This window comes from Sporosarcina saromensis, assembly GCF_054901285.1.
Window position 1 is genome coordinate 3,391,085 of record NZ_CM142738.1, and the last position, 13,321, is coordinate 3,404,405.

General features: G+C 43.9%; 13 protein-coding genes. 1 reads left to right on the top strand and 12 read right to left on the bottom strand.

Going from position 1 to position 13,321, the window contains the following annotated elements:
• Positions 1-27: 27 nt before the first annotated feature.
• The 4 genes from fliT to flaG all read right to left on the bottom strand — a co-directional run bounded on the left by fliT (position 28) and on the right by flaG (position 2,743).
• Entirely contained in the window at positions 28-381 is a 354-nt protein-coding gene (fliT, locus tag ACVHUV_RS17250; protein ID WP_371389181.1) for a flagellar protein FliT, read from the bottom strand.
• A complete protein-coding gene (gene fliS, locus ACVHUV_RS17255; protein WP_462085426.1) occupies positions 378-779 on the bottom strand; it encodes a flagellar export chaperone FliS in 402 nt (133 codons plus the stop codon). The genes fliT and fliS overlap by 4 nt, the downstream gene beginning before the upstream one ends.
• Positions 780-841: 62 nt before the next feature.
• Positions 842-2,362, bottom strand: coding sequence for a flagellar hook-associated protein 2 (locus ACVHUV_RS17260; RefSeq protein ID WP_462085427.1), 1,521 nt, complete (start codon positions 2,360-2,362; stop codon positions 842-844).
• A gap of 12 nt (positions 2,363-2,374) precedes the next feature.
• Positions 2,375-2,743 carry a flagellar protein FlaG gene (flaG, locus tag ACVHUV_RS17265; RefSeq protein WP_462085428.1) on the bottom strand — a complete coding sequence of 123 codons (369 nt, stop codon included), beginning with the start codon at positions 2,741-2,743 and terminating at the stop codon, positions 2,375-2,377.
• Between the two features lie 253 nt (positions 2,744-2,996).
• Between flaG and ACVHUV_RS17270 the strand changes: the two genes are divergently transcribed.
• Complete coding sequence (locus ACVHUV_RS17270; protein WP_462085429.1) at positions 2,997-4,979, top strand: methyl-accepting chemotaxis protein; 1,983 nt, start codon at positions 2,997-2,999, stop codon at positions 4,977-4,979.
• A gap of 265 nt (positions 4,980-5,244) precedes the next feature.
• Here the strand turns inward: ACVHUV_RS17270 and ACVHUV_RS17275 are convergent, their stop codons facing one another.
• The 8 genes from ACVHUV_RS17275 to ACVHUV_RS17310 all read right to left on the bottom strand — a co-directional run bounded on the left by ACVHUV_RS17275 (position 5,245) and on the right by ACVHUV_RS17310 (position 13,318).
• Positions 5,245-6,849, bottom strand: coding sequence for a gamma-glutamyltransferase family protein (locus tag ACVHUV_RS17275; RefSeq protein ID WP_462085430.1), 1,605 nt, complete (start codon positions 6,847-6,849; stop codon positions 5,245-5,247).
• 29 nt (positions 6,850-6,878) lie between these two features.
• A complete protein-coding gene (locus ACVHUV_RS17280) occupies positions 6,879-7,583 on the bottom strand; it encodes a gamma-glutamyl-gamma-aminobutyrate hydrolase family protein (protein ID WP_462085431.1) in 705 nt (234 codons plus the stop codon).
• Between the two features lie 165 nt (positions 7,584-7,748).
• Positions 7,749-8,003: a hypothetical protein gene (locus ACVHUV_RS17285; RefSeq protein ID WP_462085432.1), complete on the bottom strand. Its 255-nt coding sequence runs from the start codon at positions 8,001-8,003 to the stop codon at positions 7,749-7,751.
• 143 nt (positions 8,004-8,146) lie between these two features.
• A complete protein-coding gene (locus ACVHUV_RS17290) occupies positions 8,147-9,649 on the bottom strand; it encodes an AMP-binding protein (protein ID WP_462085433.1) in 1,503 nt (500 codons plus the stop codon).
• 17 nt (positions 9,650-9,666) lie between these two features.
• Positions 9,667-10,407: a 3-oxoacyl-ACP reductase FabG gene (gene fabG, locus ACVHUV_RS17295; protein WP_462085434.1), complete on the bottom strand. Its 741-nt coding sequence runs from the start codon at positions 10,405-10,407 to the stop codon at positions 9,667-9,669.
• Positions 10,408-10,419: 12 nt separating this feature from the next.
• Entirely contained in the window at positions 10,420-11,304 is an 885-nt protein-coding gene (gene phaZ / locus ACVHUV_RS17300) for an intracellular short-chain-length polyhydroxyalkanoate depolymerase (protein WP_462086937.1), read from the bottom strand.
• Positions 11,304-12,317: a 3-oxoacyl-ACP synthase gene (locus ACVHUV_RS17305; protein WP_462085435.1), complete on the bottom strand. Its 1,014-nt coding sequence runs from the start codon at positions 12,315-12,317 to the stop codon at positions 11,304-11,306. Before ACVHUV_RS17305 ends, phaZ begins: the two co-directional genes overlap by 1 nt.
• Entirely contained in the window at positions 12,314-13,318 is a 1,005-nt protein-coding gene (locus tag ACVHUV_RS17310) for a branched-chain amino acid ABC transporter permease (RefSeq protein WP_462085436.1), read from the bottom strand. The genes ACVHUV_RS17305 and ACVHUV_RS17310 overlap by 4 nt, the downstream gene beginning before the upstream one ends.
• Positions 13,319-13,321: the final 3 nt, after the last annotated feature.

The following is a 13,321-nucleotide window of genomic DNA, read 5'->3' on the forward strand; positions in this document are numbered from 1 at the left end:
AACCGACCAAAAAATGGTCAGTTTCGTTTAGGATTTCGTATCGTAGAACGTCCCATCACGCGATACGTTCGCGTAAGGATTGACGTAACTTTTCACATGTTCTTTTTTCGATTGTGTCGCTGTAATGGAGGAACGGATCGTTTGTTTGTACCGTTCTAAAGCTTGCATCACTTGCTTTTCGAGTTGCATAAGAGATTGACCTAATTCATCTTCCGCTTGTGTAAAAGGTGGTGCAATGTCAGCTTGTAACCTGTCACGTTCATCCAACAAATTAGAGATTTTCTCAATCGCGTCATCTCGTTGTTCTTCACTCGTATTCGCGGAAACCGTCAGAATTTGTCGGGACACTTCCTGCCAACGGAGCAGTGATGCGCGAATCATACTTCATCCATTTTCCCGTACTGCTTTGTACGATTAATTTGAATAACTTGTTTCCACGTATCCCGAAACTCCGTAATGATACTCGCCGCTTCATCATAAAGAACAGGGTCATTCTTGATGTTCCCTTCTAACAGACGATGGTTCACAAATTCATAAAGAACCATCATGTTTTCCGAAATTGCGATGGATTGATCCAAAGTCACCATCAATTCTGACACGATCGCTTGGGCTTTTTGCGTAGCTGTATTTTTCTCTTCAATATTGCCCGCTTCCAATGCCTTTTTTGCTTGTTGAATGAATTTCAAGCATCCGTTGTATAACAGCAGCGTCAATTCTCCCGGAGTCGACGTATTCACCGAATTGTTCTGATACGTTGCATATGGATTATTCATTGCCATGCTCTTTAAAAACTCCTTTTATTGGTTTGCCAAAAATCAAGTAGCAATCACCTAAGCCGTTCTTACATGCCGCCACCAAAAGCACCCATCAAACTTGCAGATTGCGCATTCGCACGTTGGATTGCACGCTCCATTGCCGTGAACTGGCGCCACAAACGGTCTTCCGTCATTTTCAAACGATCTTCAAAGCGTTCAATTTGCTTGTCCATACTCTTCATCGTACGCCCTAATGTAAACGAATCACTTACTGACCCAGTCGACCCGGCCTTTTGAGAGATAACTGAAATCGTATTATCGACCGTCTTACGGAATTGAGCCGCGATTCCGCCTTTGTCGGCATCTTTAGCAGGCTTGCCGAACACTTCATACACTTGGTTCGGATTTTCACTGATTGCTTTTCTTAACTTATCTTCATCAATCTTCAGCTTACCATTTTCCTTAAAATCTTTAATCGGTTCAATACCAATATCTTTTAAACTAATTTTTGTACCATCCGACATCGTCACGGAACTGCTCATCATTTGACGCAGTTCTGTCAACATACTTGCAACTGTCGGATCATTACGAAGCGTACCACTCTTCGCCTTCTCTTCCCACAGTTCAATTTCCTTTTCCTTCATCTCTTTCTTCTGCTCATCTGAAAGCGGTTGGAAATTACGGTACTTCGGCTCACGAATTTTCGCATGTAATTCATCAATCAGTTTATTATAATCATCGACAAATTTCACGACTGATTCTAAAATCTTGTCTGTGTCAGGTGCCGAGCTGAATGTGACTGGTCCTGTTGTGACTTGTTTCAAGTTCACTTCGAAGCCGTTGATGTTGAATGTGTTCGAAGAGCGCTCGGTTGTTAGGCCGTTGAAGGTGAATTGTGCGTTTTGACCTTCGGAATAATATGCCTTACTATTATCCAGGTTTCCATCAGTTGGCTTTGGTTCAGCATTGCTTAATTTGAGTAAATCAGCTGCACCGCCGTTACCCGCTATCTTAATCTGACCAGCTCCACTCTCTTTGGAAGTAAGGGCAATCTTTCCAGTGTGAGAGTCAAAAAACGCTGTAACACCTGTTTCCGCATTCCCATTGATTTTCTTAATTACCGATCCAATAGTATCGTCATTAGTAATTTCAATTTCTGCCGATTTGCCATTTGGTGCAGTAATTGTAATAGAAGCTTTGTCACTTAATGGAACACCATTTAAATCCGAAATTTTTGTATCAGCGGTAGTAGGGTTATTGTCTGTTCTTACTAATGCGCCCCCCTGCAAACTCGCTTGCGTCGCCAACTGTTTAACTTCAATCGTTCCAGAAAACTCTCCAGTAGCACTCGTAGCCTTAATCCCCACAGCATCTGGATTTGAAATACTCACTGTCTTCTGCATGAACGTCGCTTGACGGCCCATCGTATCGGACACTTTATAAGCCGTATCGCGCAAGTTTCGGTTCATGCTGCGGTAGTCGTCTAGTTGCCACTGCAAATATTGCTTCTTCTGGGTTATTTTATCTAACGGAATTCGATGAGCTGTCATCATATCCTTAATAATTTGTTCGGTATCCATCCCTGTTGCTAATCCACTAATTCGCATCGTTCATCCTCCTCAGATTTTGCGGTCTATGAGTAATCCGACAAATTCCTTCATCGCTGCATGCATGTCCATCAATTTTTTTGAAGGAATTTCTCGGACCACTTCGTCTGTTTTCGCATCGACAATCGTTACATAATATTCATTCAGTTCGTTATGCAACTTGAATCGCAGTTGGGTGTTCGCACTTTCCAAGAATTTATTCATACTATCTGTCATTTGTTGTGCTTTTTCAATCGGCAATTGTTTGTCTTCTACCGACTGTTCAGTTTGTTGCGGTATCGCTTGCACTTCAGAAACTTTTAAAGTAGCTTCTGTCAATGTACTATCCACAATTGCTCCTGCTTGTTGCGGTCCAGTACTTCCCCCAATTCGACTTACCATACACGTCAACCTCCCCGTTTGTGAGCACTCCATTACTCTCTTTATCGGCAAATCGATTTAGTTGTTGAGTCAAAAACTGATAAAAACAAACCGTTTTTCTGACACACTCGTTGGAATAAACAAATCTAGCCATTTCCTTAATCTAAACAGTTATGTATTTTCATTGTAAACAAATTAGTAATTATTACATGTTAACATTACACTTTTTCGACCGAAGAACCATATGTACATATGTATAGAAAGGAAGTCCTTCATGTTTAAATCCATTCGCACGAAAATCATTATTACAGCAATTTTACTATTTCTTCTCGGAATTTTTCTAATGGTTTACATGACCAATGATCAAGTGAAGAAAAGATCAGTGGAACGCGTGATCAGCATGAGCGAGTCCACGATCCAACAAGCTGGTAGTTCCATCGAAAATTATTTTGAGCAGTACGCTAAAGGAATTGGACAGCTCGCAAATTCGGAGATTGTTCAATCTTCTACAGCAAACGAGGAAGAGATTTCCAAACAGACGAATCTTGTAAATGAATTGAAAAGTTTCCAAGCAATCTATTCAGATGCATCATCCGCGTATTTTGCAACCCCTTCAAATTCAATTGCTATCTATCCAGCAGCGGACACGAGCAACCTGAATGTAAATGAACGGTTGTGGTTTACAGAAGCGATGGCTTCTCCAAATGAAGTCCACTGGTCAAACGCCTATATTGATAGCTCTACAGGAGAATTTGTCATTACCGCATCTCACGCTGTGCAACAAAACGGCTCAATTGTTGGGGTTGTTGGTGTCGATATTTTATTAACTGAACTGACCACCGAGTTGAATAAAAACAAATTGCCTTTCGACGGATTCACCATCTTATTAGATAATGATGGAGTAGCTTTATCTCACCCAACTAAAAACGGTGAGAGTTTAATGGATTCGCCTTATGTTCAGAAGTTATATGACTATCAATACGGCGATATTGAATTTACAGACGAAGAAGGAATTGATAAAGTCGATGTGTTTACGACACTTCCAGACTTCGGATGGAAAGTCATCGCAGTTTATGAGAAAGACAAGCTAATGGGAATGGCGAATGATCTTCGTACATCCATGCTCATTATATCGTTAATTACGATCATCATCGTATCTGTGGCAATGTACTTCGTCATTTCTCGAATGATTAAACCGATTGGTAAACTTAAAACGCTGATGGATACCGTGGCAAAAGGCGATTTGACTGTAACGTCGGATATTCAATCGAAAGATGAAATTGGGCAACTCGGAGACAATTTCAATACGATGATTGCCAATATGAAAGGCATACTTACAGTTGTGAGCACTTCAGCTGATCAAGTCCGTTCAAACTCTGAGAATTTAAGTGCCGTTGCTGAAGAAACGAACGCATCCAGCTCACAAGTGGCCCATGCCGTGACAGAAATTGCAGAAGGTGCGGCTAAGTCAGCGGAGGATTCTGAAATGGTATCGGAGCGCACTGAACATCTAGGTAGTCAAATCAATGATATCAATAGTCGTGCAGATGAAATGACGGGCATTGCACAGCAGACTGGAACAATGAACGCGAACGGACAACAACAGATGGCTGAACTGAAAGAGACGTTTACTTCTTCAGGCTTTAAACTCAAAACCATGAGCGAATCCATTGCGACACTTGGTGAAAAAGTGAAAGCGATTGGTGGGGTGATGGAAACGATCACTGACATTTCATCTCAAACAAACTTGCTCGCTTTGAATGCCAGCATCGAAGCAGCGCGGGCTGGAGAACACGGCAAAGGGTTCGCGGTTGTTGCAGAGGAAGTTCGTAAACTAGCCGAACAATCCGCAGCTGCGACAGAAGATGTCAAAGTAACGGTTACAGAACTTCAAAACGAATCGAAACTCGTTTCCACTGAAATGACGGAAACTATCGAGACATTCCGCAACCAAGGGAAAGTTGTAGAAGAAACGGAAGCTTCTTTTAAAGAACTAACAGTATTAATGGAAGACATGCAAGCATCTATTAATTCCGTTACACAGGAAATTAACAAAGTAACACAAAACAAAGACGACGTCGCCCTCATTGTTCAGACGATGGCCGCAACATCTCAGCAAACTGCTGCCGCCTGTGAAGAAGTGAGTGCCTCAACAGACGAACAGTTACGTGCCATCCAATCCGTTACAGAAGCAGCGGAAACGTTGACGGATCTGAGTGAAGAACTAACGAAAACGATTCGACAATTTAAGATTTGATGGATGAGTGACAATTGGAGTGTTGAGGAGATTTTTCGTTAGGAAGCAATGCATTTTTGCTAGTCGGAAGGTCCCGATTCGGCGATAACTTTGTGAACTTGATCGATAACTTTGTGAACTTGACCGATAACTCTGCGTATCCAATCGAATAAATTGTGAATTCGACCGATAACACACAAACTCATACAGCTTGGAACATTCCAAACAAAAAAACGCCTGCGCGACAAGCCAAACTCTGTCGCCAGGCGTTTTTCATATGCATTTATTACCAAACAGCAATTGCGCCGTCCGTTCTTGATTCGGTTCCTCCAGATAGGACGCCTGTTTCAGGATTCCGCCAAATGATTTGCCCTCTGCCGAACGATCCGCTATCGAGTGTCGGGACGACTTGGTGGCCGTGGCGTGTCAATGCTTGCGCCAAATGGTTCGGGAAATTCGGTTCAACGTGCACGACGTTCTCTTTTACCCATTGCCACCTTGGTGCATCCAACGTCGCTTGCGGATTTAATTGGTAGTCCAGCGTATTAATGATCACTTGGAAATGACCTTGTGGTTGCATGAATCCACCCATGATGCCAAACGGTCCGATTGCTTGTCCGTCTTTCGATAAGAACCCCGGTATAATCGTGTTATAGGATCGTTTGCCTGGTTTCAATACATTTGGATGATTTGGTTCAAGCGAAAAATCGACGGCACGGTTTTGCAACGCGATACCTGTTCCCGGTACGACAACGCCAGAACCAAATCCCATGTAATTTGATTGGATGAATGATACCATATTCCCTTCCCCGTCAGCCGTCGCCAAATAGACTGTGCCTCCTTTTGGCAAATCATAGGGAGCCGGAATTGACGCACGCTCCGAAATTTCGGCAGCACGGCGCTTTGCATATGCCTGCGACAATAACGTCTTAACCGAAACAGGCATGTCCGTCTCTTCGGAAATGAAGGCTTTCCCATCGATAAAGGCGAGTTTCATCGCTTCAATTTGTTCATGTAACGAGCGCACGTCATTCGGGACAGCGGGGTTCATTTCAGAAAAGATGTTGAGCGCCATTAACGTAATCATCCCTTGCCCATTCGGCGGCATCTCCCATACGTCATACCCTTTGTAGTTCACCGAAAGCGGTTTAACCCACTCAACTTTGTAATTCGCCAAGTCTCTTTTCCGCAAAAAACCTCCGTGCTGTTGCATGATAATATCGATTTCATCTGCAAGATGTCCATGATAAAATGCGTTTGCATTCGTCTCTCCAATTGCATGTAACGTTTTCGCGTGATCGGGCGAACGCCAAATCTCCCCCGTTTGAGGAGCACGTCCATTTGGTGCAAACGTGTTAAACCACGCCTCAAATTCTGAACCATTGCACGCATTTTTGAATTTATGATAAGCAATTTCCCAATACTTCCCGAGAATCGGCGTTAATGGAAAACCTTCTTCCGCATAGCGGATGGCAGGCTCCAATGTCTCTAACAAAGAAAGCCTACCAAACTTGCTCGAAAGTTCTGCCCATGCTGCGGGAACGCCTGGTACGGTAATGGGCACCACGCCATACGTGGGAATTTTCTCGTGACCAGCTGCTTTCACAGCTTCCACTGTGAGTAATTCAGGCGTTGGTCCAGATGCGTTTAATCCATATAACTGATCTTTCATCCAAACGAGTGCAAACGCATCCCCGCCAATTCCGTTAGACGTTGGTTCTACAACGGTCAACGTCGCAGCTGTCGCGATCGCTGCGTCAATTGCATTGCCGCCACGTCGCATTATTTCAATGCCTGCTTGTGCAGCGAGTGGTTGAGACGTCGCCACCATTCCTCTTCTTGCAAATGCTGCATGCCGAGTCGTTTGAAACGGATTGTATAAATAGTCCATAACGCCATTCCCCCAAGTTGTCTACAAATCTACTTTTTACACGCCCGAACAAGTGCTTCAAACAAACGGTTAGAATAAACGTCTCCCTTCATCATTAGCATTTCAGGATGCCATTGAACCCCGATGACAAATGCATGAGCTGTACTTTCTATCACTTCAACAATGCCATCATTTGCAATTGCCGATACAACGAGCGGTCGACCAATATCTTTAACCGCTTGATGATGAAAAGAGTTGACTCGAATAACATCCATTCCTACAATCGCATGGAACTTCGTTTGCCGTGTCACTTTCACTTCATGTGAAGTAAACCACCTTTTTGACTGCTGTATATGTTGGAGTAACGGTTTGTCATACTGCGCTTGCATGTCTTGATAAATCCCGCCGCCAAAAACGATGTTTAACAATTGCATTCCCCGGCAAATCCCAAGAATCGGTTTATTCGCATTCAAGAATTGCCGCGCTAGCAACAATTCAACAGAATCACGTTCAGGCGTTACCTCACCTAATTTCGGATGGGGATCTTCACCCAAATGGACGGGATCGACATCTCCTCCGCCCGTCAATAGCAAACCATCCAACATGTTGCAAAGCTGTTGCACATCTCGATCAATTCCAGTCGGCAGGATAATTGGTACCCCTCCTGCTTTTAGAATCGCGTCAATATAACTCGCATTCGTCAGGTGGTTTCCCGCATTATCCACATCCGTCGTCACCCCAATGATCGGCTTCACACACTTTCCCCCTTTTACTAAAAAACGAGCAGCCCTCCCTAGTAGACTATTCATCGTTGTATCTTATATTGTAAACCATTCGAACATTTAATCAATTTATTTTAGCTAAAAAAATACCATTGGCACGAGGACAAATGGTAGAAGTAGTTGCAGTTTCTATTTGATTTATTTCGCTTGTTTTAATCGAAGAACATCCGCTTGCGTCGTTATCAATGCTTTAGATAATACATCCAGTTTTGCATCAACGAGGTCAACCTTTTCATCTAGTTCTTTCAAATCTTGGCTAAGTCTTTCCTCCACCCTGTTCAAATCTTGTCTAATCGCTTGCATTTCCCCAATCAACTCCAATTTCATCTCTTTCAGTTGACCGGATAATTCCATGATTGCTTGCATAATTGTATTTTCTTTATTGGGATTCATCTTTATCACTCCAATTTTCCGATTTGATATTACTATTCTATATTGTTTCCATCCTCGTTCACGTCGACAGCAATTAGCATAAGGATACCATACAATACATCCTATTTCATTGGCACATACAGACAAAAAAAGCCAGTAACCGATTAGGCTACTGACAAATAGACATGCGCTTCACAACCGTGCAAGCAACTCACTTTTATTGATTTTCCCGACATGGGTTTTCGGCAATTCGGGTACGACGATAACTTCTTTTGGAATCTTGTATGCAGCCAATTTATGTTTGCAATGCGACAAGAGCGATCCCGGTCAACTTCCACCTCATCATAAACGGCCACGAATGCGACGACTTTTTCGCCCCAGACGTCGTCTGACATCCCAACTACAGCCACTTCCCGAATTCCATCAAAAGTGATCAAACACTGTTCGACTTCTTGCGGATAGACGTTTTCTCCGCCTGTAATAATCATATCCTTTTTTCGGCCGACAATGTATGTATCTCCGTCTGCATCCACTTTTGCCAAATCACCCGTCCGTATCCAGCCATTTTGAATCGTTTCTGACGTTTGCGTGGGATTGTTCCAATAACCGCTGAACATGTGCGGCCCTTTCACGAAAAGTTCACCAATCTCACCGGGAGCACAACGGTTACCCTTCTCATCTCGCACAACTGTCTCGTTAAAAAGCATGCTTTTGCCGACCGAACCAATTTTTCGCGCAGCATCTTCCGGTCGGATGAAAAAGTTGTTCGGCCCTGCCTCCGTCAAACCGTATCCTTCTTTAAAACACAATCCTTTCTTATGGAATGCACGATAGACGGTTTCTGGACAAGGTGCTCCACCCGATAGAAAACAATCCATGGTCGGAAAGGAAGCATGCTTGAAATAATTCGTCTGCATCATCATTTGGTACATAGTTGGTACGAACAACGAAATGGTTGCTTCATAGTGATTAGTGGCACGTAAAGCTTCTTCAGCATCGAATTGGTGGCCAATCGCAACCGTTCCACCGGCCATGAACAAAGGAATACTTAATGCGTTTAATCCACCTGTATGAAACAACGGCATGTAATTGATCGTCACGTCGTTTTCTGTTAATCCCCATGTAGAAATCGTATTTAACGCATTCCAGTTAATGGCTGAATAGGAGAGAACGACCCCTTTAGGTGCACCGGTCGTACCGCCTGTATAAATGATCATCCACGGATCTTCAGCTTGATTAAGTACATTCCGGGTCCAATCTGTCGTGATCGGCACTTGCTCAACGATCGTTAACCGATGTGCCTCATTCATCTTTAACTGTTGAACGGAGGCTTCGAACCCCTCTTCGTATAGCGTAAGAATCGGTTTGCAATCGTCCAAAACACCTTGTAACTCCGCTTGGCTCAATCGCCAGTTCAACGGCACGTAGATTAAACCGACTTGCTCACATGCAAACAAAATGGCAAACAACTCAGGCTTATTCGGTGAATAAACAGCAATCCGTTCACCCTTCGTGAACCCTTTCGCATGGAAAAAGGAAGCCCATCGATCAATCCGATTTTGTAACACGCCATACGAAACGCGTTCACCTGTGTGAATATCTATCAAAGCAATGTGTTCAGTTGATAACGCTGTTCTTTCAATGATCCAGTTACACGTATGAAACATTGGACTTCCTCCTTCCATTACATCATGATGCCGCCATCCACGTGTAGCACATGCCCATGTACATAATCCGATTCATTGCTCGCTAAAAACAAATACGCATTTGCAATGTCTTCCGGCTTGCCAAGTCGTTGCAGTGAAACAGCAGACGCCATTTGGTCAATCACTTTCTCAGGCATCTTCTTCACCATTGCCGTCGCAGTAAATCCAGGAGCGACCGCATTAACATTAATGCCCTTGCGTCCAAATTCCTTTGCCCACGTTTTCGTCATGCCGATGACTGCCGCTTTCGTCGCCGCGTAATTCGTCTGTCCGAAATTCCCATAGACGCCACTGACGGAAGACGTATTAATGATTTTCCCTGCACCCGCTTCAATCATTTTCGGAACAACCGCTTGCGTGCAGTTAAAAACTCCTGTCAAATTCACATCCAGCACGCGTTGAAAATCTGCCGGATCCATTTTCAACAACGTTGCATCATTTGTAATGCCCGCATTGTTAATTAACACATCAATTTTGCCGAATCGAGCAATCGTTTCTTCCACTAATCGAGCGACACTGTCGCGATCCACTACATTCACTTGGCAAAACGTTACGTCATAACCCTTTTCCTTACAAGCCCTAACTTGTTCCTTCCCTGCTGTTTCATCAAAATCTGCCATCATGACAGAAGCCCCTTCTTCAGCAAATCTGTGACAAGCTGCAAGGCCGATTCCGTTTGCACCACCTGTAATAATTGCTACTTTCCCTTGTAGTCGCATGTTGCCATCTCCTTAATCTAAAAACGTTTCAATGGTTTTTGTTAACGTATCTATATCATCGACGAGTGGAGAATGCCCCATATCCGTTAAAGCGATAAATTGCGCATTGTCTCCGAAATCTTCCATTATTTCATTCGTCATTTGTTCCGTTACTACATAATCTCTATCGCCTCTTAAAACAAGTGTTGGGATTTGGATGTCCTTCACTTGATTTGACCCTTCTGTTACGCCATTATGCATTGAACTGATGTTGAATGTATTTAATGCATAATACACATCTGCCAAATTTCGCTGCGTCAACATATCGTCAACGTACTCCTCGTACTTCTCTGCGTCCGGCGTGTTGTGCGTATAAATTAACGCGTTCCAAACTGCTTTTAAACCTTCTCGATTCGCTGTGTCATACAAGCCTTGAATCGCTTTTGTTTTACCAGCATCCTGTTCTACATCTTCAAGCGAAACTAACCGTCGTTCTAAATTTGGACTGCCGTCTTCATTCGTACCGAAAAACGGGTAACCGCGTGTCGAAGCAGAAGCGAGTAAGACGAGTTTTTCACACTTTCCTGGATGATCCGCGACATATTGCATCGCTACTGCACCGCCTGTCGACCAGCCAACCATGTCGAATTTCTCCAAGTTCAGCGCTTCAATTACATGATGCACGTCCTCCGAGAAATCTCTTATACTCGTAATCCGTTCATGATACGTAGACTCCCCGAATCCACGCAGATCTGGTGCAAATACCGTAAACTTGTCGTCCAACTTTTCCAAGAGCATATCCCAATGCTTGGAAGACGTCATATTGCCGTGGACGAGTACGACAACTCGCTCACCGCCAGCGCGTTCACGATACGCAATCTGTTCCCCATTTGCCAAAGCGACTTTTTTCAATTCCATCATTTCTCTCCTCCCCATTTCACAGTAACTGCCCCCCAAGCATACCCGATTCCGGCACTGACAAGAACTGTAATGTCTCCGTCTTTCAGTTTGCCTGCTTGTTGAGCGAGCTCCAATGAAAGGATTTGATCCATCTGGCCGATATGCCCGTACTCGTGCAAGTAGATTGATTGTTCATCCGCCAAACCGAGTTCCCGCAACACATAGTCATGAGCAGACCGCTTCATATGCAAAATGGCCAGATAATCGAGGTCCTTTTCGTGATACCCGCTTTTTTGCAATGAACTGCGAATTACTTTTAAGAAGTTTTGCATGGATTTCTGTTCAAGCCGCTCTTTCATGCCGACCGGATCTAACACATCCAATCGATACAAGCCATTCGCCAAATCAGCCGGTGTCAACGGTTGCTTCGTACCACCAATCGGCACGACGACATCTTCTGAAAATGACCCATCTGTCATAATTTCTGCTTCTAAAATAAGGTTTGTCGAATGATCGCGTCGAAGTATCATTGCGGCACCACCGGCACCTAAATTGAACATGAAACGCGTACGTTCATTTTCATAATCGATAAAATCGCCATTTCGATAACCGCCCGCCAGTAAGACCGTCTGAATGGAAGGATCCGTGAGTAGTAGGCTTTTCGCAACTTTCATCGCCATAATCGTCGTTCCACAACGAAGTGCTACGTCAAATCCCCATGCATGATGGGCACCAATTTCTTCTTGGATCTTAATTGCTGCTGTCCATAATGGATATTCCTTATGTTCTTCACCAATGTAAATGATGACATCGATTTCTTTTGCATCAACGCCGCCTTTTCGCATCGCGTCATGCGCAGCCCATACAGCCATTGCAACCGTATGATCTTGTTCACCCGGAATCGGCTTTTCCGTAATGCCCATCTTCGTTTTCACAACTTCAATCGGTAAATTCGCACGTTCAGCAATTTCCTCTCCAGTCATTTTGGAAGAAGGAATATACATGCCTGTACTGACAATCCCGACAGTCATCCTAATCCCTCCTTCTTCGTGACCGGTTTCACTTCACTCTTCTTCGACTGCCTTTTCCACATTTTTTCACGTATCGTACCAACGACACCTCTTGGGAAGAAGATAACCGCTAAAATATAAATGATGCCGAAGAAAATGATCCATCGTTCAAAGATCGGATACTCTTTTGCAAGGCCTGACAAATAATGTTGCGTTAACTCAATAATGCCCGCACCGACAATCGGGCCGATCAATGTACCGACACCACCGATGATGGTCATAAGCAATGCGTCTAACGTAATGTCCATTGCGAGGACACTCGTATTGACAAACCGTAAAGAAACGGCATATAACGAACCTGCCAAGCTCGCGATAACCCCAGCAACGACCGATGCAATCACTTTATAATGTAGCGGGTTAAAACCAAGTGATTGTGTCCGTTGTTCATTCTCCCGAACAGCAACAAGCACACGCCCAAACGGTGAATTGACAAATCGGCGTAAACAAATATACACAAGCACTAACATAGCGAGCACTAAGAAATAAAACATCATACGGTCTTTGAAAAATTCTGGGGCTTTAAACGTAAAGCCGTCATTCCCATACGTTAACGTTCGCCACTTTTCAGCAAGCACCAAAAACAAGCCCGATACGGCGAGTGTGAGCATCGCAAAGAAGTGACTCTTCAACCGCAATGTCAACAAACCGATAAAAAAACTGACAACGCCCGCCAACAACATGCCGACCCCGATCGACAAGAAAAATACGCCCATCGTCGGCTCTGCTTTTTTCAGCATAATCGCTGTCGTATAAGCACCCATCCCGAAAAACATCGCATGCCCGAACGATACGATCCCTGTGTAACCAAGCAAAATATCGTAACTCATTGCTAGAATCGAAAAGATGAAGATTTGGGTCAATAAGATCGTCCACGTCCTGGAATCCGATACGAACGGGAAGATGACAAGTGCCAAAACGACAACGCCAAGTAAATAGTTGTTCCATTGAAATTTCTGTTTCATGCC